This window comes from Pseudomonas lini (assembly GCF_030812475.1).
In the GTDB taxonomy this organism is placed as follows: domain Bacteria; phylum Pseudomonadota; class Gammaproteobacteria; order Pseudomonadales; family Pseudomonadaceae; genus Aquipseudomonas; species Aquipseudomonas lini_A.
Genome location: NZ_JAUSSR010000004.1, coordinates 87,573 through 107,498, shown reverse-complemented (window position 1 = coordinate 107,498; position 19,926 = coordinate 87,573). Strand labels below are relative to the sequence as shown.

The window sequence follows — 19,926 nt, the reverse complement described above, 5'->3', positions numbered from 1 at the left end:
AGTCGATCGACAGTGGACGCACCGGGGAGGGCTCCCATGCCCATCGTCCTGAAGTGGCTCGACGTACGGCCAGCCGAAAGAACGGCGCTGATGCTGGGTTTTGCCTTCCATTTCTGCGTGCTCGCCAGCTACTACCTGGTGCGCCCGTTGCGCGATGCCCTGGGGCTGGAGGGTGGTGCCGACAAACTCCAGTGGCTGTTCACCGCCACGTTCGTGGTGATGCTGTTGATGGTGCCGCTGTTCGGTGCACTGGTGTCGCGGCTGCCGGCCATCCGCTTCGTGCCGTTGATCTATCGCCTGATCGCCTTGTCGATGCTGGTGTTTGGCGGCTTGATCACCAATCACGTCGCGCCGGTTGGCGTAGGGCGGGTGTTTTTCGTCTGGATCAGTATTTATAACCTGTTCATCGTCAGCATCTTCTGGAGCGTGCTGGTGGACCGCTTTTCCAATGAACAGGGGCGGCGCCTGTTCGGCTTCATCGCGGCCGGCGGCACACTGGGCACCTTCATCGGGCCCTTGTTGGCCGCGACCATGGCCACGCGCCTGGGCCCGGTGGCGTTGACCCTTGCGGCAGCGCTGCTGCTGGAAGCCGCGGTGCGCTGTTATCGGGCGTTGTTGTCCCGCACGCATTCGCAGTCCGGCAGCCGCCTGCTGGATGATCGGCGCATGGGCGGCAGCATGCTCGCCGGCATCACCCTGATTGTGCGCTCGCGCTATCTACTGGGGCTGGTGTTGTTCATGCTGTTGCACACCAGCGCCGCGACCCTGCTGTATTTCGAACAGGGCCGGATCGTCGCCGGTAGCTATGCTGATGTGGCCAGCAGGACGCAATTTTTCGCCGTGGTCGATTTGATTGTGTCGGCATTGACCCTGATCTTTCAGCTGTTGCTGACGGCGCCGTTGATCCGTCTGATCGGCGTCGGCGGGGCACTGGCCGCCTTGCCGTTGGCGACGATCGTGGCGTTCAGCGCCATGGCCCTGGCGCCTGTGCCGGCCACCGTTGCCCTGGCACAGGGGTTGCGCCGCGCGGTCGAGTTCGCCATCGTCCGGCCGGCCCGCGAAGTGCTGTGGACCGTGGTCAGCCGGGAGGAAAAATACAAGGCGAAGAATGTCATCGAAACCCTGGTGTATCGCGGCGGAGATGCCGCCAGTGGCTGGTTGTCCACCGGATTGACGGCGCTGGGCGCCGGGTTCGGCCTGGTGGCGCTGGTGATCGTGCCGTTTGCCGGGTTATGGGGCTGGTTATGCCAGTGGTTGGCCAGGCAGCAACAGCAAAAGGCTGAAAGCAAAAATGGGGAAGGATCATTCCATGAGCCACACTGATGGATATACCCGTCGACAACTACTCACGCTGGCCGCCGGTGCTTCGGTGGTCTTCACCTTCGATCCGGCCTTCGCAGCGTCCCCGCCGCCGAAGGAAACAGGAGGCAAGAACATGCTGACCCGAGCCATCCCCTCCAGCACCGAGCCATTGCCCGTCGTCGGCCTGGGCACTTATCGCGGCTTCGATGTCGCGCCTTCGGACCCTGCCTACAAGGATCTGCCCGCGGTGCTCAGTGCGCTGTTCCAGAAAGGCGGCACGGTGGTCGACAGCTCGCCGATGTATGGCCGCGCCGAACAGACCACCGGTGAATTGCTGTCTATCCACCGGCCGCGCTCGCCGGCCTTCCTGGCCACCAAGGTCTGGACCCGGGGCCGCGAAGAAGGCATCGAGCAGATGGAACAGTCTTTCAAATTGTTACAGACCGACCGCATCGACCTGATGCAGATCCACAACCTGCTGGACTGGAAAACCCACCTGCCGACCTTGCGCAAATGGAAGGAAGAAGGGCGCATTCGCTACATCGGCATCACCCACTACACGGCGTCGGCATATGACGAGGTGGAAGCGGTGCTTAAGGCCGAACAGCTGGATTTCCTGCAGATCAACTATGCCCTGGATGATCGCGGCGTGGAGAAACGCCTGCTGCCGCTGTGTCGCGAGCGCGGGGTGGCGGTGATCTGCAATCGACCCTTCGGTGGCGGCGGTCTGATCGCACGCTTGAAGGGCAAGCCGCTACCAGGATGGGCCGCGCAAGTGGAGGTCAGCAGCTGGCCGCAACTGGCACTCAAGTTCTTGCTGGCGCATCCGGCGGTGACCTGTGTCATTCCAGGGACGGGCAACCCGCGCTACATGGCGGAAAACGCCGGTGCCGGGTTTGGCCCGATGCTGACGGGGGCGCAACGCGAGCAGTTGATCGATCTGGTGGGGTAGGCGGGGCATTATCCGGCCTTGGTCCATTTGATGAGATTGTTGCGCAGGGTCACGACCGCCTTCTGCATGTCCATGAACTCCTCCGGCGTCAGCCCGGTGGCATCGGACAGGCCCAGTTCCGGGCGGCCTTCGCGCAGCTGTCGACCTTGTTTCGTCAGGCTGATCCGTACCTGGCGCTCGTCCTCGGGATCGCGCTGGCGCTGCAGATAACCCATCGCCTCGAGCTTCTTCAGGATCGGCGTCAGGGTGTTCGACTCCAGAAACAGTTTTTCGCCCAGGCTGCCCACGGTCTGGTCGTCTTGTTCCCATAGCGCGACGATGGTGATGTATTGCGTGTAGGTCAGCCCAAGCTGCTCGAGAATCGGCTTGTAGGCCTTGCCGAACGCCAGGTTGGTGGAATAGACCGCAAAACACAGGAAGTCGGAGAGTTTCGGGTTGGCGGGGGCCTTCTTGTCGGTGGTTTTCATGTGCATCCTCATTGGCCGCGACGGGTGGCTGGCAAAAACCTGAATATACCTCGTGTGCGATTCTATCGGAATGGTATCAACTTGGGGTTGCGACCGGTTCGCCGGTGAAGGCGAGCCGGTCACAGGATGGATCACGCCGTCAGGGCGTTAATGACCACATCGATGTTGCCTCGCGTTGCCTTCGAGTACGGGCAAATCTGGTCGGCGGCGTGCGCCAGTTCCGTCGCGACGTCTTGCGTCAGGCCCGGCACGCGCAGGGTCAAGCGCGCCTGGAGGAAGTAGGCTGCACCGGTCTGGCCCAGGTCGACCTCGATAATCACGGCAAGGTTGGACGGCAGCGACACCTTCATGTTTTTCGCCGCCAGCTCGACGGCGGCGGTGTAGCAGGCCGACCAGGCGCCGGCGAACAGCTGCTCGGCGGTCGGGTGCGGCACGATGGCGGTGAACTCGTGCGCCAGTTTTGCGTTACCCGGCGAGGAGAGCTGGATATCAAGGCCATGGGACGAGTTGCCAGCGTCGCTGAACGTCGTGTGGGTTTTGCCTGTCGCCAGTACTTTTTCAATCTTGTTCATGGATGAGTCCTCATAGTAGGGGTGATTTCATTGGTCGTATGCGCTTTAAGCGTATGCGATATATATGGCGTATCGAAGCTGCCGATCGATATCAACGTCGCACGGCAGGTCATGCCGTGAGGACGTTCAGGGCCACATCAATGTTACCCCGCGTCGCCTTGGAGTACGGGCAAATCTGGTCGGCGGTATGCGCCAGCCGGGTCGCGACATCGTGCGTCAGACCCGGCACGCGCAGGGTCAATCGGGCCTGGAGGAAGTAGGCCGGTCCGGTCTGGCCCAGGTCGACTTCGATGTCGACGGACAGGTCAGATGGCAGCACCACGTTCATCTCACCGGCTACCAGCCCGACGGCGGCGGTATAGCAGGCCGACCAGGCGCCGGCGAACAGCTGCTCGGCGGTCGGGTGCGGCTGGGTGGCGGCGAACACGTGGGCTGGTTTGGCGTTGCCGGGGCTCGACAGGGTAATGTCGAGGCTGCCGTTATGGCCGCGCGAGGTGAGGCCAGCTTCGCTGACGGTGGTGTGGGTTTTGCCGGTGGCCAGGACTTTTTCGATCTTGCTCATGGGGGTGAATCCTCTACAGGGTGAAAGAAGTGAGTTATTCATCGCATACGTTTGTATCGTATGCGATTGAAATAATAATCGCGCAGCCATCGATCGAAGTCAAGCGCTCACCGGGAGGCTCGCCGACGAGTGGTGGGGCATCTAGAGGGGTGCGGGTTGCCAGACTGTGCCGACTTCGTTATCGGCCCGGGCCAAAGTCCTCTGCGGCAAATCCTTATAATCAACGCTCGGGCAGGTTCCAGCCGACACGAAAGTGCTCGTACTGCGCCTCCGGCAACTGGATCAGCAGCGGCGACTGGCGCGGGTCCAGCCAGCCCATCAATTGGGAAATATCCGTTTGATCCATGGCGGTGCAGCCCAGCGTCGGCGAGGAGGGCGCTCGCCAGATATGAAAGAAGATGCACGAGCCCAAGGAGGGGGATGCCGGCGAGTTGTGCTCGATGACAATGCCTTGGCGGTACATGTCATCGTCACTCCGCATGCGTTCGGAACTGTTCCAGTCCCTGGCTGTTGTCGCCCCGTCCACCAGCGTGTTGTAGTGCCTGGATTGACTGTCATCCACGCATTCGATGGTCGGGGTCAAGGCCAGGTACGGCAGTTGGGTGCTGGCGGTGCTGTCGTAGCCGAACGCCGTTCCCAGCTTGAATATCCCGGCAGGCGCTTTTCCATCGCCTTCGTGTTTGACCGGGCCTTCCCGTTGCTCGACGGTTTCTGCAATACCCTTGCCCCAGGCCAGCCCACTCTTACCCAGAACCACCGGAAAGGCATTCGCGTATTTCTCAAACGTGGACCCTCGACGCACATAGCGCTGGGCAGTGCCCTGGGTGTCAGTCCAGTTTTTGCTGGTAACCACTATCAGTTGATGACTCGCGTCGAGAACATGGCTTGCTTGCGGCGGCGTAATGGTGAAGTCCATGACGTCCTTGCGCGGACCCGCGCCACCGAAGGTGAAGTGCCACCACTCCTTGTCGTACCCGGCAAACCCTTCCTGCTCCATTGCCCGGCTGAGTAGCTGGCGATTTTTCCGCGCATCAGCGTTGATCAACGGCGTATCGGTGTGCGCGCGCTCGTCGAAGCAGTCGTAACCGGTGCCCATGTCGAGTGCGCCGTCCCGCCAGCGCTGGCCGTAGGGCGCCGTACAGTCCACTTGCGCGGCGGCTGGCGTCCAGATTTCGGCGGGCAGTGCCTGTGGGCCGGTCAGGGTCAGGTCCACGGTCGAGCCTCGGGAGTGATTGGATACGCGGGCCACATAACCCAGGCGCCAGAAGTCCTGTTTGTCTACGCGCGGATAGAATTCGGCTTTGCGCGGGTCACCCGGCTCTGTGGCGAAGCGCCCCATGTCGGCAACCGCACGGCCGGGTCGATAGCAGTCGAACACCTTCAAACCATAGCCCTGGTCACGCAGTGCTTTTTGTACCCGGGCCAGGGCCTGGGCTGCGTCCTGCGTCAACAGGCACTGCGCCGCGGCGTAACCGTCGAGGGGGTGCCCGGTGAAGTTGTGAGCGCTGGCATAGCGGATGTCCTGCTCGATGGTCGGATCGATCGAACGCAGATACACCATGTCCTCAGGTCTTGATTGCGCGGTGGCCATGCCTGATGTGAAAACGCTCAGGCACAGGATCCAGCCTAGCAATGAGCCTGCGCGCAGATTCCCCGGAAGATGCAGAAATGGCCTCGCGAAAGACGCGGATATGACTCGGCACACAAGGCGCATTCAATGCCTCCGATGATGCGGGCTGCTGCGGCTGTAGGAGCAAGCTTGCTCGCGATGGACGTAAACGATAACGCGTTTTTCCTGAATTAACGCGTCGCCTTTGAGACCATCGCGAGCTAGCTCGCTCCTACAAAAGCCCCCTCCATGCTGCGGGGTAGTTGCAACAGGTTACCTTCACGCAGCGCCTCAGGTAGTAAAGCATCTGGAAACCCCTGGTAGCACACCGGGCGCAGGAACCGCTCGATGGACGTCATGCCCACCGACGTGAAGCGACTGTCCGATGAGGCTGGAAACGGCCCGCCGTGAACTGTGGCAAAGGTGACTTCCTGCGGATGGGCGAAGGCGTTGACGACGATGCGTCCGGTGCGTCGTTCCAGTACCGGCAGCAAGCGCCGGGCCAGTTGCAGGTCGCTGTGCTCAAGGTGCATGGCGGCACTGAGCTGACCCCGCAGGGAGCGCGCGACCGCCAGCATTTCATCCGCGTCCCTGACCTTCACCAGCAGTGCGCAGGGACCGAATACTTCCTCGGCCAACGCCGTTTCGCGCAGGAAAATGGCGCCGTCGACCTCAAGCAAGGCCGATTGGCCATCAAGCAGCGCATTCACTGCGTAGCCTTCGGCGACGCGACTGGCTCCGGCGTTTTCCATGGCGGTGAGCCCGTCGAGATAGGCCGCATGAATCCCCGGCGTCAACATGGGCCGTGCCGCTGCTTCGCTCACGCGCTTGACCATGGCGGTCCGCAGCGCGTCAAAGCCAGCGCCTTCGATCGCGATCAGGAGGGCAGGTTTGAGGCAGGCTTGCCCGACATTGACCAGCATGCGTTCGACAAATCCATCACCGATCTGACCGCCACGTTCAGCCAATGCCTCCGGGAGGATGAACGTGGGGTTGACGCTGGTCATTTCGGTAAACACCGGTATCGGCTCGGGGCGTTGCTGCGCCCGACGATACAGCGCCATGCCGCCTTGCTCGGAACCGGTGAAGGTAACGGCCTTGATCAGGGGGTGATCGACCAGGGCTTCGCCGATCGCATTGCCGCCGCCGCGTATCATCGAGAACACGCCCTCGGGCAGTCCGTTGTCTTGCACGGCCTTGCGGATGGCCCGCGCCTGGATTTTCGATGTGCCAGGATGCGCGTTGTGCGCCTTGACGATGACGGTAGCGCCCGCCGCCAGGGCCGAAGCGGTATCGCCCCCGGCGACCGAGTATGAAATGGGAAAGTTGCTGGCACCAAAAACGGCCACCGGACCGATCGCGATCTTCTGCAATCGATGGTCCATGCGCGGGCGTGGCTGGCGATCGGGTTGTGCAGGATCGATGGCCAGCTGGAGGAAGCGGCCTCGGCGCACGACCTCGGCGAACTGGCGGAACTGGGCCGCGGCTTTTGCCGCCTCGCCTTCAAGCTGGGCGGCAGGCAGGCCCGTTTCCAGCGCGGCCCGTGCGGCAAGCGCCTGGCGAACGTCGTCTAGATTGTCGGCGATGCTGTCAAGAAAGGTCGCGCGGCGAGCGAGCGAGGTGTGGCTGTAACTATCGAAGGCTTCATCGGCGAGTGTGGCCGCCTGGTCAACCTGGTCCGCGCCGCCCAAGGCGAACGCCGGCTCGATCAACTGGTGGGTGGCTGGATTGAGCGCCTTCATTGTGCCCTCGGTGGCCGGGACATCGTTGGCGCCGATAATCAGAGCTCCTGTCAATTTCATCGGATCACTCCTGCCGTGCCAGGGCGGCGATGAGTTCGTCGGTGGTCACAATGGCGTGGGCAAAAGTCGGGCCATTGAGTTCATGGGCGGCCTGCATCATTTCCGGCTTGAACGCGGCGGTGGCATCACGCACCAGCGTGACGTGGTAGCCGAGCTCGGACGCGTAACGGGCGGTTGCCTCGATGCAGGTATTGGCCAGCAGACCCACGATGATCACGTGGGTGATGCCTTTCTGCTTGAGGCGAAAATCCAGGTCGGTGTTGGCAAAACCACTGGAACCCCAATGCTCCTGGACCACGATGTCGCCGTCCCTGGGCGCGAAATCGGGGTGCCATTCGCCACCCCATTCGCCGCGTGCGAAGTGGTGCATGTGCATGACCTTGCACTGGGTCGGGTTTGGATGATCCCAGTTCTCGTAGTCGCCTTGTTCCCAGCGGCGGTGGGGTACGATGACCACCGAAATGTCCAGGGTACGGACTACACGATCGAGGGCGCGCAGGTTGTCGAGCAGGCCGATTTGCGTGGCGATCGGCTCGATCAAGGGATAGACCTTGCCGCCTTCCGACAGGAAATCGTTATAGGGATCGACCAGCAAGTAGGCAGTTCTGTCGAGTGGATAGTTGGCTGTGGACATGGCGGTATTCTCCAGGGGTTTCGGTAGCCGGTGCCGTGGAGTTGCCATGGCACGCTGTAGATATGATAATCATAGTGACATTGAAAGAGGCAAGTCCTTATGTCGGCAAACCCAGACCGTTCACCAACCTTGTGCCCGATTTCAAGGGCTGAGGAGATCGTGGGCGACCGCTGGACCGTGCTGGTCCTGCGCGAGTTGTTCATGGGCAGTCATCGCTTCGACGAGATCCAGGCGCAGACGGGGGGAACCCCGCAGATGGTTGCCGCGCGCCTGAAAAACATGGAGGCTGACGGCCTGATCACACGCCGTCCCTACAACGAGCGACCGCTGCGCTACGAGTACCACCTCAGCGCCAAAGGCGAGGCCTTCTACTCGGTAGTGCTTGCGCTGCGCGCATGGGGGGAAACCTGGTGCAAGTCGCCAGAGGAGGGGCTGGCGGTGAGCTACACCCATCAAACGTGCGGCCAGCCAGCTGGCCTCGGGCCGCTGTGCGAGCATTGCGGCGAGCCATTACGCCGTGGCGAGCTGATTAGCGAGCACAGTGAAGCCTATGCCGCAGAACGAAAAACACGGCGTGAAGCCTTCAAGGGTACTCGCGGCTCTGACTCGGTTTGAATGACCCAGCGCTAGAGCGAGCAACCGGGTCTTGGTATCTCCTGTAGAGATTGCTCTAATCAGTTTTATTCGTTTCTTAAGATAGCTGCTTCGCGAGTACTGTCTGCCCATCTGAAGAAGAGAAGGGCAGGTATGAACAGTGTAAAGCCAACGTTCGCCAGCGAACCCACGCTGCGGCCAGCCTCCGCAGGGTGGGGCACCCTGGCTGGTTTTTGCGCCAGTCTGGTGGGTATCGGCCTGGCACGATTTGCCTATACGCCGTTGCTCCCGGCCATTATCGGCGCGCAATGGTTCGACCCTTCCAAGGCGGCTTACCTGGGGGCCGCCAACCTCGCGGGCTACCTTTGCGGGGCGATGTTCGGTCGCTCCATGGCGGCCAGGACCTCAACGGCGTTTACCCTAAGGGCAATGATGGTGCTGGCAAGCCTGGCGTTTTTTGCCTGTGCCTGGCGTGTGTCCTTCGCGTGGTTCTTCGCTTGGCGCTTTCTGTCGGGCACAGCCGGTGGTGCGTTGATGGTGCTGGCCGCGCCAACCGTATTGGCGCATGTGCCTGCGTCCCGGCGTGGACTGGCAGGCGGGGTGATTTTCATGGGGGTCGGGGTCGGCATCGCGGCTTCTGGCACCCTGGTCCCGCTGTTGCTTGAACAGGGCCTGCGGCAAACCTGGATCGGTCTTGGACTGATATGCCTGGTATTGACCGCGATTGCCTGGCGCGGATGGCCGAGCGAGCCCGCGCCTGCGGCCAACCCCACGCATCACCATCATCCAGCGGCCAACGGCAGGCTCAAGGCGCTGTATGTCGAGTACGCACTCAACGCGGCCGGTTGGGTACCGCACATGATCTTTCTGGTGGATTTCGTAGCCCGGGGCATGGGTCAGGGCCTGCAGGTGGGCGCCCAGTACTGGGTGCTGTTTGGCATAGGCGCCACGGTCGGTCCTCTGCTGGCGGGCGTACTGGCCGACCGGATCGGCTTCGGCCGCGCCTTGCGCCTGTCTTTCATCATTGAGGCCATCAGCGTCGCCGTACCGGCCCTCGGACTCGGCAACGCCTGGCTGATGATATCCAGCGTTGTCGTCGGCGCCTTTGTCACAGGTACCGTGCCGCTGGTGCTCGGTCGGGTTCACGAGATACTCGCCAGACATCCCGCCCAACAGAGTTCGGCCTGGCAAACAGCCACGGTCGGATTTGCCTTGTTCCAGGCGGTGGCGGCCTATGGCTTGTCGTTTCTGTTCTCGTACAGCGGGGGCAATTACGGCGTGCTGTTCATCATCGGCACGTCGGCGATGGTGCTGGCTTTTGTCATCGATGTCGCAGCGCTCAGGTATGCCAATGACCAATAACGGAGCTTCTCTTCACATGAGTTATGCCGAGCGCAATCTCGCCTATTGGCGCCGCAACCTGGCGGTATGTGTGTTCGGCTCGTTCACCACCCTGGTCAGCCTGAGCCTGTTGTTGCCTTTCCTGCCGCTTTACGTCCAACAACTCGGCGTCGCCAACCAGGCTGATGTGGTGCAATGGTCGGCGGTGGCATTCGGCGCAACGTTTTTTGGCACGGCAATCACCGCACCGATCTGGGGTCGCCTGGCCGATCGTTACGGCCGCAAGCCAATGCTGATCCGGGCGGCGATCGGCATGGCCATCGTCATGTCGATGATCGGGCTGGCGCGCGACGTCACGGAGCTGGTGGTGCTGCGCCTGGTCGCCGGGCTCATCGGCGGCTACGCCTCGGCTTCGATCGTGATGATCGGGTCGCAGGTGCCGCGGGAAAAGGCCGGTTGGGCGCTGGGTGTGCTATCCACGGGTGCCTTGTCCGGCAATCTGATCGGGCCGCTGGTGGGCGGATTTCTGCCGGAGCTGGTGGGGATTCGTGGCACGTTTTTCGTCGGCGCCGGAATGATCGCACTGGCAGCACTGACGACCATCCTGTTCATTCGTGAGGATTTCGATCGCGCCTCGGATGGCAGGCGGCGGATCGACAACACCCGAGCCGAAGGTGCCACTTCCAACTGGCCCGTCATTGGCGCGCTGCTGATGACCGCGATGATGGTGCTGCTGGCCAACATGTCGATCGAGCCTATCATCACTGTCTATATCGGCCACCTTGGCGTTGCCGTTGAAGACCAGGCGCGGATGGCGGGCGTGGTGATGGCCTGGTCAGCGCTTGGCAGTATCTTGACTGCCGCCAAACTGGGGGCGCTGGCCGACCGCATCGGCGGCTGGAACGTCATCATCGGTTGCCTGGTGTTGACGGGCATCGTCATGGTGCCCCAGGCCTTCGTCACGCAATGGTGGCAACTGGCGGTGTTACGCGGCGTCATGGGCATGACCATTGCCGGGCTGCTGCCATCGATTGCCAAGCTGATACGGCTTTCGGTCGCAGAGCACAACACAGGCAAAGTACTGGGTTACCTGCAATCGGCGCAGTTCTCGGGGCAGGTGATCGGGCCATTGATCGGTGGCCAGATCGGCGCCTACGTGGGTTTGAACGCGGTGTTCCTGGTCACCGGCGCGCTGTTGGTGCTGTGTGCCGGAGTTAACGCCTGGGTGAGACGTCGCGTCATCGCGCAAAACCGATGCGCTGCCGGCAGCACCTGATCGCGCTATGACGCCAGGGGCATTGGTCCCGGGCCGACGGCACCGTCCCGGCGAACGCTCTGCAGAAACGTGCTTAACGCGCTGGAAAAATAGCCATCGATGCGTCTGACAAACACCGTCTCCACGGCGGCGAGTTCCGGCGCAATCTCATGCGTGGCAACCAACCCTTCGCGCACGGCGTTCGCCACTACGCCTCGGGGCAACAGCGTGACCCCGACTCCGGCGGATACGCAGGCGATGATGGCGTCGATCGAGCCAAACTCCAGCGGCTCGGGGGCCTGGATTCCCAGGCCGGCCAGCAGGGAATCCAGGCGCTGTCGATAAGAGCAGCCAATGCGAAAAACCACGGTCTTGAGCGTGTCGATGCCAGCGACAGCCTCCAGGCTGTGAATCGCCGGGGAGGTGACCAGCACCAATTCTTCGCGGAACGCCAGTTCGCTGTGCAATTGCGGATGGTTGACCGGGCCTGCGACGAACGCTCCTTCCAGCCGGGAATCGATAACCGCCTGAATCAGGCTGCAAGTGGTGCCTGTGCGCACCACCGGCCGGACCTCGGGGTAGGCCTTGGCAAATTTTGCAATCAGCTGCGGCAAACGCAACGCCAAGGTGGTCTCCAGCGTACCGATCTCGAGCACACCGTTTGGCTGCCCATCGTCGCGCGCGGCGCAGGAAGCATCCTGCAACAGCTTCGAAAGCCGGGCGGCGAAGGGCAGCAGGCGGCGTCCCGCGGGCGTGACCTGAACCCCCCTGGCACTGCGCTGGAACAGCGCCACACCGAGTTCGTCCTCCAGTGAGCGAATCCTCGCGGACACGTTGGACTGCACGGTATTCAGCTCATTGGCCGCCTTGTTCATGCTGCCGTGCCGTGCCACCGCATCTACCACCTTGAGATCCGTAATATCCATCGAACTCACCTATCTCAAAAACTGATTACAGAATGTGAAGAAGCCAAGTTTCAGAGATTAGATTTCCTGGTGAGCAATGGCAAGCGTAGCGGTGCTTCAGGTTCATCAAAACAGATCGTATGAATCATAAATCATCGTTTTACATGATCCTTTGCCAGGCATAGGTTGATCAGGCAAACAAACCGCAGCCAGTGGCGGGTCGAGCTTTCGAATCCGAGGCTGTGGAACAACAATAATTTCCCACTGCACCACGGAGTCAACGTGAATCACGCATCTGAATCAGCCAGAATTCGCAACCACCCCCGGTACAAGGATCTGGTCTCACGGCAGCGAAGATTCGTCGCTTGCCTGACCGCTGCAACCCTTGTGCCTTACTTCACGTTTATCCTCGTCGCCGCGTTTGCCCCCCAGCTGCTGGCGACGAAGCTTTCCACCACGAGCATCATCAGTATCGGTTGGCCCCTGGGTGTCGCATTCATCATTGGCGCCTGGTTGTTTACCGGCGTGTACATCCTGCGTGCCAATGGCGAGTTCGACGAACTGACCGCAGAAATCCGCGCGGGGGCAGTCGTATGAAACCATTAGTTCAATACCTCATTGTTCCTGCACTCCTGGGCACGATCGCCACCGGTGCCGTGGCCGCCGATGTGTTGCAGCACGTCGAAAAACAGCCCCTGAACATCACCGCGATCTCGATGTTTCTGATCTTCGTGGTGACGACTCTGGGCATCACCTGGTGGGCCGCGTCAAAGACCAGGTCCATGGAGGATTTCTACACTGCAGGGGGCGGGATTACAGGCTTCCAGAACGGCCTGGCACTGGCCGGGGACTACATGTCGGCCGCGGCGCTGCTGGGTGTCACCAGCATGATTTTCTTCAACGGCTTCGATGGCGTGCTGTACTCGATCAGCTTCTTTGTCGCCTGGCCCTTGCTGTTGTTCCTGTTTGCCGAGCGCATCCGCAACCTGGGGCGCATCACCATCTCGGACATCGCCTCCTTTCGCCTCGATCAAAACCGGATTCGAACCCTGACCGCCTTCGGCTCGTTGACCGTGGTCTGTTTCTACCTGGTAGTGCAGATGGTGGGGGCGGGGCAGTTGATTCAATTGTTGTTCGGCCTGCCTTACAACTATGCGGTGATTGCAGTCGGTCTGTTGATGGCGGTCTACGTCACCTTTGGCGGCATGGTTGCCACTACCTGGGTGCAGATCATCAAGGCCGGGCTGTTGCTGGTGGGCGGCACCTTGCTGGCATTCCTGGCGTTGAGCAAGTTCGGTTTTTCCTTCGAACTGTTGTTCGAGAAAGCGGTGGCCGCACACCATGACGGCGAGCGGATCTTGCTGCCCAGCAAGCTGGTGGCCGACCCGCTATCGCTGATCTCGCTGGCACTGGGTCTGGTGTTCGGCACTGCGGGGTTGCCGCACATCCTGATGCGCTTCTTTACCGTGGCGGACGCCAAACAGGCGCGTAAATCGGTGTTCGTCGCCACCGGTTTCATCGGCTTTTTCTACCTGATCGTTGGCGTGCTGGGGCTGGCCGCAATCGTGATCGTCGGGCAGGATCCGGCCTTCTACGAGTCCGGCATTCTGGGTGGCAAGCTCATCGGCGGCGGCAATATGCCGGTGATGCACCTGGCCAAGGCCGTGGGGGGCGACTTGCTGCTCGGTTTCATCTCCGCCGTCGCGTTTGCCACGATCCTGGCCGTGGTGTCCGGACTGACCATGGCCGGTACCTCGGCGATTTCCCATGACCTCTATGTCATGGTCTTCAGGAAAAACCAGGCCAATGCCAAGGACGAGCGGCGGGTGTCGCGGATCGCGTCGGTGGGCATCGGCATCGTCGCGGTGGTGTTGGGTATTTTGTTCAAGGAGCAGAACATCGCCTTCCTGGTGGCGCTGACGTTCGGTGTGGCGGCCTCGGTCAATTTCCCGATTCTGGTGCTTTCGATGTACTGGAAAGGGCTGACCACCCGAGGGGCGCTGATCGGTGGCATTGCCGGCCTGATCAGCGCCGTCAGCCTGGTCATTCTCTCGCCCGCGGTGTGGGTCAAGGTGCTGGGCAACGCCGACGCGATCTTCCCTTATGACTACCCGGCAATCATCTCGATGAACGTGGCCTTCCTCTTCACCTGGCTGGGCTCGGTCACCGATCGCAGCAGCGCGGCCGCGCTTGAACGAGCGCGTTTCGATGATCAGCTGATCCGTGCCCAGACCGGGCTTGGTGCATCCCAGGCTGTCAGCCATTAAAGCGCATTGGGTACCCCAGTCCTTTCCATGTCCTGAAAAAGGAGTCAGCCATGCAATTACGAGACAATGGCCTGAGATTCTCACCCATCACGGTTGCGCTGCACTGGATCGTGGTGTTTTCACTGCTCTCGATCCTCTGCCTGCAGGGTTTTATCACCCATGCCTCCGATCAGGCGGCGCGGATGGAGTTCGCCCGGTTGCAAAACCTGATTGGCCTGGTTTTGTTCCTGGTATCGATCTATCGGTTCTGGGCCCGGATCACGGCTTACCATCCGCTGCCCGTGGGCACGCCTAATCCGATTGAGGTGATCATCAGCCGTTCCGTGGCGGTGGCGCTCGCCCTGGCAATGGTGCTGCTGCCGATCGCGGTCTGGGCTTCGAGGTCCGCCGCCGGAGAAGCCACGGATCTGCCCTGGGGCTTTTCGATTCCAGCGCTGTTGCCTGCCAGCCAGGCGCTGAAACAGGTCGTCGATGTGTTGTTTGATATCGGTGCCTCGTTGTTCCTCGCCGGCCTGGCCCTGCATATCTTCGGCGCGGTCAAGAATCACTTTCTCCTGAAGAACAACACGCTCAAGCGGATGCTTGGAAAACATGTGGAGTTGTGAGCAATGAACGAAGGCAAATTCGATTTTGCAGGTAATGACATTACCCGCCTGTGTGGCGTCAAATACCCGATCTTTCTCGGCGGCATGGCGGCCATTTCCGGCCCGGCACTGGTGGCGGCGGTCGCCAACGCCGGGGGGATGGGGGTCATGGGTGGCCTGCGTCTGCCGCCGTTGGCCCTGCGTCGATGGCTGCAGGAAACCCGCACCCTGACCGACCAGCCCTTTGGCGTGAACCTGGTGCCGCAGTTCGGCGGGCCGGATGTATTCGAAGCGCAATTTCAGGTGGTGCTCAAGGAAAAACCCCGACTGTTGTCGCTGTTTTACGCCGAAGCGTATTCCGCCGACATGATTCCCCGGGCGAAAGACGCCGGGCTGGTGGTGATGGTGCAAGTGGGCTCGGTGGCGCTCGCCAAACAGGCCATCGCTCAGGGGGCTGACATTATCGTGGCGCAAGGCAGTGAGAGTGGCGGTCACTTGAACCGCGGCACAATCGGCATTATGCCGTTGTTGTCTTCGGTCATCGCCGTCGCCCAGGGGCGTCCGGTACTGGCGGCGGGCGGCATCACCACCCGCGACGATGTCCGTGCGTTGATGTCGCTGGGTGCGTCAGGGGTGGTGGTGGGCACCGCTTTCATTGCCACCGACGAGTCGAATGCGCACCCGCTGTACAAGCAGAAAATCGTTGAAGCGACCACGGACGACACCGAGTACCGCACGGGTTATTCGTTCGGCTGGACCTACGGCACGCCGCACCGGGTAATTCCCAATCGCGACAAATGGAACCTGCTGCGCTTCATCGGCGGAGGCGCCCGGGCGATCGACAAACCGCGCATGGCCAGGAAGCTGTCGCTATACGCGGGTCAGGGCGTGGGGAAAATCCACAGTATCGTGCCGGCTGCGCAACGCATGGCTGAACTGGCGTTGGGGTTGCCAATGACCACAATGCGGCTGCAAACCGCAGAGGGCGGTGCCATCAACTATGCCGCCCAAGGCAGGATCGTTCTTTAGGCGAAATCCGTAGGTGCTCGCAATGGAAGCCAACGATAACGCGCGTTTCCTGACTAAACACATTGTTCTGTGGGAGCAAGCTTGCTCGCGATGGTCGTCAACGATAACGCGCGTTTCCTGACTAAACACATTGTTCTGCAGGAGCAAGCTTGCTCGCGATGGACGTCAACGATAACGCGCGTTTCCTGACACCACACGTTGTTCTATGGGAGCAAGCTTGCTCGCGATGAACGTTAACGATAACGCGTGATGCCTGAATAAACGCGTCGCTCTTGAGTTCTTCGCGAGCAAGCTCGCTCCTACAGGGACCGCGCGCGTTCATCGAGCCGCTTTGGGGGCGGCTCTACAGGCTCGCCGGCCGGGCAATCTGTTCCTGTGCCAATCCAATGAACGCACTCATCGCCGAGGTCAGCATCGAATCGTTCCTGCGAATGAACACCGTTGAAACCTTGGCAAACTCGGCTGGCAATGTATGGCAGCGAATACCGTGGCGCACACTGCAGTTCTCGGCGATGGCCTTGGGCAGCAAGGTCACGCCCATGCCCGCGGCGACGCAGGACAGGATACCGTCGAGCGTACCCAGTTCCATGATCTGGTTAGGCACCAGCCCGACCTGGTAGAACCAGTTTTCCAGGGTCGAGCGATAGAAGCAGCCGGTGCGGAACACGAGTACGGTTTGTTGGGGCATTTTATCAATGAGCGCCGCCAGCGATTCGAAATGGCTGCTGCTGACCAGCACCAGTTCTTCCTGGAAAACCTCTTCCTGCGCCAGCGCCGAATTCTGGTGGAACCCGCCAACGAAGGCGCCGTCGAGTCGATGCGCTTCAATCGCCTTGATCAGCTCCACCGTTGTGCCGGTGAGGAGCGACAGCTGCACGTCGGGGAATTTTTCGCGGTACTTGGTCAGCACCTGGGGTAAGCGAATGGCGGCCGTGGTTTCCATCGATCCCAACCGCAGCAAACCCGTCGGGCTGCCGGTGTCCATCAAGGCACTGCGACTCTCTTCAGTGAGCTGCAGGATGCGCCTCGCGTAACCGAGGAAAGTTTCGCCCGCCGAAGTCAGCACGACCCCGGACTTCTTGCGGATGAACAGCTCGCGGTTGAGCTCGGCTTCCAGCTCCTTCACACGCATGGTGACATTGGACTGCACGGTGTTCACGTTGAGCGCGGCGGCGGTAAAACTGCCCAGCTCGGCCACCGCGCAGAAAATCTTCAGCTGGCGCATTTCCATGAACATTGTCACCTATCATAAAAAGTGATGGATTGAATCACGAGCCATCATTTTACTGGCTTTGTCAACGGTTAGTAAAGTGAACAAAACAGGACTGACAAGCGTGGTTGTGAACGATGACACTGACTTCAAACATTGACCATGTCTTTGCCGGCGGCCTTGGGGTGTTGAAACCCGAGGGACAACGTACGGGCATCTTCAAACGAAGAATTACAGGCTCTGCTCGAGTCGAACTGAACGGTATCGTCGGTGACCAGCACGGTGATCCCAGGGTACATGGAGGGCCGGAAAAGGCGGTGCATCAGTATGCGGCGCAGCACTATGAGCGATTGGCGCAGGCGTTTGCACACAGCGCCCTGGAGCTGCTTCCCGGCAGCCTGGGAGAGAATATTTCAGCACGCTCGCTCTCTGAACAAAACGTACACATCGGCGACGTGTTCCAGATGGGCAGTACGGTGTTGCAAGTCTCTCAGCCACGCAGTCCATGTTGGAAAATCAATCATCGCTTCGATGCCGAGCGGATGTCGATGTTCGTCGCCAAAGAGCGAATCACCGGTTGGTATTACCGGGTCATCCAGCCGGGATTCATCAAGATGGGTGACAGGATAGAACTCCTGGAACGGCACACCGACCGCTTCTCCATCGACGAGTTCTGGAAGGTGCAGTTGTCGCATCGACCGGTGATCGATGACCTGCTGGCGTTGGCGGCAACCCATGGCTTGGCTGAAGACTGGCAGCGACGCCTGTCGGAGCGGGCGAAGTGGCTGCAAAAGGCGCTCAGGACTGAGCACAATGCACAGCCCCAAGCGAGATAAACCAGGGCCTTTCCGGGAAACCGGCACGAAGCCGACCGCCAACTCAACCCAATAAAAAACTGTAATTAGAAACGAGATGAGCTGTGCTCTTTCCAGAGGCATTCCGTCCATTCAATCTCCGAGAAGTGCGCGGCAAAAGAGGAGTCGCCTGGACTACTGGCAAAGAACCCGAAACGAACACTGTCTTGGGCATGAAACATATGGAACATACGCATCATGCTGAAATATAAACCATTAGCGGAATTCTCGAGTAGAAAGTCGCTCCCCCTACGGCTCAGTCGGTAATACATTGTCTGTGTTACTCGATCAAAGTTGGTCATGGACCAATCAGAAAAGCCGTTATTTGTCACGACAGAGAAAAGCTGTTGATAGCCATTGCTCTGATACTCGATGCCACTTTTCATCCAGTTGTTTTCATCCTGATAAATGAACAGGCCACACTGATCAAAGTATATTTTTGAATTAAAAGCTACCTTGGCTTTGATTGTCCAAAATCGTTCTTCACTGGCGAGAACAATGCCAGGGGCATTGTTGTACTCTAGGCCATAATAGGTTCCCCGCCAGAAATCAGTATCCGGTGAGGTGTGAATCACAATCTCGTGATCGGTGATTGACGAATGCTCAGGAATGTTAATCCAGTTTAATTCTGATGTATTAAATTTTTTCATGTTTATTTATTTTTCAGTAGCCACTGCCTGATTTCATCATGGTTGTGAACGCAAAGATCCGCCGCACTCAGGTCCTGCTGTCCAGAATTGGGGTTAAGCAGGCCGATACAAAACATATGGGCGGCTTTTGCAGCAGCAATGCCATGGATTGAATCCTCAATCACTAAACACGAGCTGGGGGCAATGTCGAGTCGCTTAGCTGTCAAGAGAAAGATCTCAGGATCAGGTTTGCTGTGTTTAACATCATCACCACAGATGACGTCATTAAAAAATGGACGCAACCCGGTTTCACGCAAAATGACCTCAACGAGCTTGCTGGGAGAAGATGATGCGACTGCACAGGGTATTCCTGCCTCATTTAAAGTGGTGAGGAGTGTTTGCGTGCCAGGCATTGGTGAAAGAGGTTCGGAACACATCGCATGAATCAATCGTCGTTGATGCTGTATTATAAGACAGTCTAGAGACTCGGTGAGTCCGTATTCATTTTTTATGGCACTCCACATATAACGCTGCGTGGTGCCCACAAAGCGTGACAGCTCTGTTTTATCAAGAGACACACCATAACGCGCGCAAGAATGTCTTTCCATTTCCATGTAGAGAGGTTCGCTGTCGATTAGAACGCCATCCATATCGAAAATAACAGCATTAATTGCTGGCATCAATGCGTACTCTGATGGTCAAATTCGCGTTTGAAGTGCAGTAGGTTGTAATTGGAGCGTGCCTCAAACGCATGTAACTTGAATGATTTGGTCATTTCAATATCTCGATATCCCTCCCCGTCAGTGAGAGAGGTCGTCTCTGAACCACCAATGATAATGGGTAATTGCATTAGAATAATTTCATCAACCAGATCGAGATTGAATACCTGCCAGTTCAATTGGCCGCCGCCTTCAACCATAATATGTTTTATTCCGCGTGCTTCCAGTATTGGGAAAAGCAGCTTGAAGTCAACGCATGCTGCTCCGGCAAAAAGTACCTCCTTTCCACGAGAACGGATCAGTTCAACCATTTTGTGGTCGCGGGATTGTTCTATCGTTGCGATTATGGTCTCCTCTGGCGAACTCAAAATTTTGGCAGAGGCGGGGAAATCCAGTGACGTAGTTGGAATGATGCGCACAGGATTACGCCCGGTCTCATAACGATTCGTCAATTGTGGGTCATCAGTGACAATCGTATTGCGACCAACCATGATGGCATCTACTTCACCGCGAAATTTATGGATAAAGCGCATATCTTCATCGTTGAATCGTTGAAATAGAGGCTTGCTGGATGCTCCATTGCCTAGTGTTAATTTCCCATCAATAGAAATCTGACTAAATACAGTAACTTTCATTATG

The 19,926-nt window shown here is 59.3% G+C and carries 21 protein-coding genes; 10 read left to right on the top strand and 11 right to left on the bottom strand.

The window, feature by feature from the left end:
• Nucleotides 1-36 precede the first annotated feature (36 nt).
• Both J2W17_RS09285 and J2W17_RS09280 read left to right on the top strand, forming a co-directional pair.
• A complete protein-coding gene (locus tag J2W17_RS09285) occupies nucleotides 37-1,323 on the top strand; it encodes an NTP/NDP exchange transporter (RefSeq protein WP_307332722.1) in 1,287 nt (428 codons plus the stop codon).
• Nucleotides 1,310-2,254 carry an aldo/keto reductase gene (locus tag J2W17_RS09280; protein ID WP_307332719.1) on the top strand — a complete coding sequence of 315 codons (945 nt, stop codon included), beginning with the start codon at nucleotides 1,310-1,312 and terminating at the stop codon, nucleotides 2,252-2,254. The genes J2W17_RS09285 and J2W17_RS09280 overlap by 14 nt, the downstream gene beginning before the upstream one ends.
• An 8-nt stretch (nucleotides 2,255-2,262) precedes the next feature.
• Here J2W17_RS09280 and J2W17_RS09275 read toward each other — a convergent pair whose 3' ends face one another.
• The 6 genes from J2W17_RS09275 to J2W17_RS09250 form a co-directional block, all read right to left on the bottom strand.
• On the bottom strand, nucleotides 2,263-2,721 hold the full coding sequence (locus J2W17_RS09275) for a MarR family winged helix-turn-helix transcriptional regulator (protein WP_307332716.1): 459 nt from the start codon (nucleotides 2,719-2,721) through the stop codon (nucleotides 2,263-2,265).
• Between the two features lie 131 nt (nucleotides 2,722-2,852).
• The gene (locus J2W17_RS09270) at nucleotides 2,853-3,293 is read right to left on the bottom strand and encodes an Ohr family peroxiredoxin (RefSeq protein ID WP_307332712.1); all 441 of its coding nucleotides are present in this window, start codon (nucleotides 3,291-3,293) and stop codon (nucleotides 2,853-2,855) included.
• A gap of 109 nt (nucleotides 3,294-3,402) precedes the next feature.
• A complete protein-coding gene (locus tag J2W17_RS09265) occupies nucleotides 3,403-3,855 on the bottom strand; it encodes an Ohr family peroxiredoxin (RefSeq protein WP_307332709.1) in 453 nt (150 codons plus the stop codon).
• Nucleotides 3,856-4,075: 220 nt separating this feature from the next.
• The gene (locus J2W17_RS09260) at nucleotides 4,076-5,416 is read right to left on the bottom strand and encodes a M15 family metallopeptidase (RefSeq protein ID WP_307332706.1); all 1,341 of its coding nucleotides are present in this window, start codon (nucleotides 5,414-5,416) and stop codon (nucleotides 4,076-4,078) included.
• Nucleotides 5,417-5,685: 269 nt separating this feature from the next.
• Entirely contained in the window at nucleotides 5,686-7,266 is a 1,581-nt protein-coding gene (locus J2W17_RS09255) for an aldehyde dehydrogenase (NADP(+)) (RefSeq protein WP_307332702.1), read from the bottom strand.
• Nucleotides 7,267-7,270: 4 nt separating this feature from the next.
• Nucleotides 7,271-7,900 carry an isochorismatase family cysteine hydrolase gene (locus J2W17_RS09250; protein ID WP_307332699.1) on the bottom strand — a complete coding sequence of 210 codons (630 nt, stop codon included), beginning with the start codon at nucleotides 7,898-7,900 and terminating at the stop codon, nucleotides 7,271-7,273.
• Nucleotides 7,901-7,999: 99 nt separating this feature from the next.
• On the opposite strand from J2W17_RS09250, the gene J2W17_RS09245 reads away from it, so the two are divergent.
• The 3 genes from J2W17_RS09245 (at nucleotide 8,000) to J2W17_RS09235 (ending at nucleotide 11,111) form a co-directional block, all read left to right on the top strand.
• Entirely contained in the window at nucleotides 8,000-8,515 is a 516-nt protein-coding gene (locus J2W17_RS09245) for a winged helix-turn-helix transcriptional regulator (RefSeq protein WP_307332696.1), read from the top strand.
• 132 nt (nucleotides 8,516-8,647) lie between these two features.
• Entirely contained in the window at nucleotides 8,648-9,856 is a 1,209-nt protein-coding gene (locus tag J2W17_RS09240; protein ID WP_307332693.1) for a YbfB/YjiJ family MFS transporter, read from the top strand.
• Nucleotides 9,857-9,872: 16 nt separating this feature from the next.
• On the top strand, nucleotides 9,873-11,111 hold the full coding sequence (locus J2W17_RS09235; RefSeq protein WP_307333329.1) for an MFS transporter: 1,239 nt from the start codon (nucleotides 9,873-9,875) through the stop codon (nucleotides 11,109-11,111).
• 5 nt (nucleotides 11,112-11,116) lie between these two features.
• Here the strand turns inward: J2W17_RS09235 and J2W17_RS09230 are convergent, their stop codons facing one another.
• A complete protein-coding gene (locus tag J2W17_RS09230; protein WP_307332690.1) occupies nucleotides 11,117-12,016 on the bottom strand; it encodes a LysR family transcriptional regulator in 900 nt (299 codons plus the stop codon).
• A gap of 261 nt (nucleotides 12,017-12,277) precedes the next feature.
• On the opposite strand from J2W17_RS09230, the gene J2W17_RS09225 reads away from it, so the two are divergent.
• The 4 genes from J2W17_RS09225 to J2W17_RS09210 are packed head-to-tail and all read left to right on the top strand — an operon-like array spanning nucleotide 12,278 to nucleotide 15,875.
• The gene (locus J2W17_RS09225; RefSeq protein WP_307332688.1) at nucleotides 12,278-12,592 is read left to right on the top strand and encodes a DUF485 domain-containing protein; all 315 of its coding nucleotides are present in this window, start codon (nucleotides 12,278-12,280) and stop codon (nucleotides 12,590-12,592) included.
• Nucleotides 12,589-14,262: a cation/acetate symporter ActP gene (actP, locus tag J2W17_RS09220; RefSeq protein ID WP_307332685.1), complete on the top strand. Its 1,674-nt coding sequence runs from the start codon at nucleotides 12,589-12,591 to the stop codon at nucleotides 14,260-14,262. Before J2W17_RS09225 ends, actP begins: the two co-directional genes overlap by 4 nt.
• 50 nt (nucleotides 14,263-14,312) lie before the next feature.
• Nucleotides 14,313-14,867: a cytochrome b gene (locus J2W17_RS09215; protein WP_307332681.1), complete on the top strand. Its 555-nt coding sequence runs from the start codon at nucleotides 14,313-14,315 to the stop codon at nucleotides 14,865-14,867.
• Between the two features lie 3 nt (nucleotides 14,868-14,870).
• Nucleotides 14,871-15,875, top strand: coding sequence for an NAD(P)H-dependent flavin oxidoreductase (locus J2W17_RS09210; RefSeq protein WP_307332678.1), 1,005 nt, complete (start codon nucleotides 14,871-14,873; stop codon nucleotides 15,873-15,875).
• Between the two features lie 343 nt (nucleotides 15,876-16,218).
• On the opposite strand, the gene J2W17_RS09205 is transcribed toward J2W17_RS09210, so the two are convergent.
• Nucleotides 16,219-17,106 (bottom strand): LysR family transcriptional regulator, encoded by an 888-nt coding sequence (locus J2W17_RS09205; protein WP_307332674.1) that lies wholly within the window; start codon nucleotides 17,104-17,106, stop codon nucleotides 16,219-16,221.
• A 116-nt stretch (nucleotides 17,107-17,222) separates the two neighbouring features.
• On the opposite strand from J2W17_RS09205, the gene J2W17_RS09200 reads away from it, so the two are divergent.
• Nucleotides 17,223-17,921: an MOSC domain-containing protein gene (locus tag J2W17_RS09200; RefSeq protein WP_307332671.1), complete on the top strand. Its 699-nt coding sequence runs from the start codon at nucleotides 17,223-17,225 to the stop codon at nucleotides 17,919-17,921.
• Nucleotides 17,922-17,986: 65 nt separating this feature from the next.
• Here the strand turns inward: J2W17_RS09200 and J2W17_RS09195 are convergent, their stop codons facing one another.
• The 3 genes from J2W17_RS09195 to J2W17_RS09185 are packed head-to-tail and all read right to left on the bottom strand — an operon-like array spanning nucleotide 17,987 to nucleotide 19,922.
• Nucleotides 17,987-18,589: a DUF1349 domain-containing protein gene (locus J2W17_RS09195; RefSeq protein WP_307332668.1), complete on the bottom strand. Its 603-nt coding sequence runs from the start codon at nucleotides 18,587-18,589 to the stop codon at nucleotides 17,987-17,989.
• A 2-nt stretch (nucleotides 18,590-18,591) separates the two neighbouring features.
• The gene (locus J2W17_RS09190) at nucleotides 18,592-19,248 is read right to left on the bottom strand and encodes an HAD family hydrolase (protein ID WP_307332665.1); all 657 of its coding nucleotides are present in this window, start codon (nucleotides 19,246-19,248) and stop codon (nucleotides 18,592-18,594) included.
• The gene (locus J2W17_RS09185) at nucleotides 19,248-19,922 is read right to left on the bottom strand and encodes a dihydrofolate reductase family protein (protein ID WP_307332662.1); all 675 of its coding nucleotides are present in this window, start codon (nucleotides 19,920-19,922) and stop codon (nucleotides 19,248-19,250) included. Before J2W17_RS09185 ends, J2W17_RS09190 begins: the two co-directional genes overlap by 1 nt.
• Nucleotides 19,923-19,926: the final 4 nt, after the last annotated feature.

Coding starts and splice junctions, on each gene's coding strand:
- J2W17_RS09260 (WP_307332706.1), bottom strand. CDS start 5,416: ATGGTGTATCTGCGTTCGATCGATCCGACCATCGAGCAGGACATCCGC.
- J2W17_RS09205 (WP_307332674.1), bottom strand. CDS start 17,106: ATGGAAATGCGCCAGCTGAAGATTTTCTGCGCGGTGGCCGAGCTGGGC.
- J2W17_RS09230 (WP_307332690.1), bottom strand. CDS start 12,016: ATGGATATTACGGATCTCAAGGTGGTAGATGCGGTGGCACGGCACGGC.
- J2W17_RS09245 (WP_307332696.1), top strand. CDS start 8,000: ATGTCGGCAAACCCAGACCGTTCACCAACCTTGTGCCCGATTTCAAGG.
- J2W17_RS09200 (WP_307332671.1), top strand. CDS start 17,223: ATGACACTGACTTCAAACATTGACCATGTCTTTGCCGGCGGCCTTGGG.
- J2W17_RS09235 (WP_307333329.1), top strand. CDS start 9,873: ATGAGTTATGCCGAGCGCAATCTCGCCTATTGGCGCCGCAACCTGGCG.
- J2W17_RS09215 (WP_307332681.1), top strand. CDS start 14,313: ATGCAATTACGAGACAATGGCCTGAGATTCTCACCCATCACGGTTGCG.
- J2W17_RS09195 (WP_307332668.1), bottom strand. CDS start 18,589: ATGAAAAAATTTAATACATCAGAATTAAACTGGATTAACATTCCTGAG.
- J2W17_RS09270 (WP_307332712.1), bottom strand. CDS start 3,293: ATGAACAAGATTGAAAAAGTACTGGCGACAGGCAAAACCCACACGACG.
- J2W17_RS09280 (WP_307332719.1), top strand. CDS start 1,310: ATGAGCCACACTGATGGATATACCCGTCGACAACTACTCACGCTGGCC.
- J2W17_RS09250 (WP_307332699.1), bottom strand. CDS start 7,900: ATGTCCACAGCCAACTATCCACTCGACAGAACTGCCTACTTGCTGGTC.
- J2W17_RS09285 (WP_307332722.1), top strand. CDS start 37: ATGCCCATCGTCCTGAAGTGGCTCGACGTACGGCCAGCCGAAAGAACG.
- actP (WP_307332685.1), top strand. CDS start 12,589: ATGAAACCATTAGTTCAATACCTCATTGTTCCTGCACTCCTGGGCACG.
- J2W17_RS09240 (WP_307332693.1), top strand. CDS start 8,648: ATGAACAGTGTAAAGCCAACGTTCGCCAGCGAACCCACGCTGCGGCCA.
- J2W17_RS09190 (WP_307332665.1), bottom strand. CDS start 19,248: ATGCCAGCAATTAATGCTGTTATTTTCGATATGGATGGCGTTCTAATC.
- J2W17_RS09275 (WP_307332716.1), bottom strand. CDS start 2,721: ATGAAAACCACCGACAAGAAGGCCCCCGCCAACCCGAAACTCTCCGAC.
- J2W17_RS09185 (WP_307332662.1), bottom strand. CDS start 19,922: ATGAAAGTTACTGTATTTAGTCAGATTTCTATTGATGGGAAATTAACA.
- J2W17_RS09255 (WP_307332702.1), bottom strand. CDS start 7,266: ATGAAATTGACAGGAGCTCTGATTATCGGCGCCAACGATGTCCCGGCC.
- J2W17_RS09265 (WP_307332709.1), bottom strand. CDS start 3,855: ATGAGCAAGATCGAAAAAGTCCTGGCCACCGGCAAAACCCACACCACC.
- J2W17_RS09210 (WP_307332678.1), top strand. CDS start 14,871: ATGAACGAAGGCAAATTCGATTTTGCAGGTAATGACATTACCCGCCTG.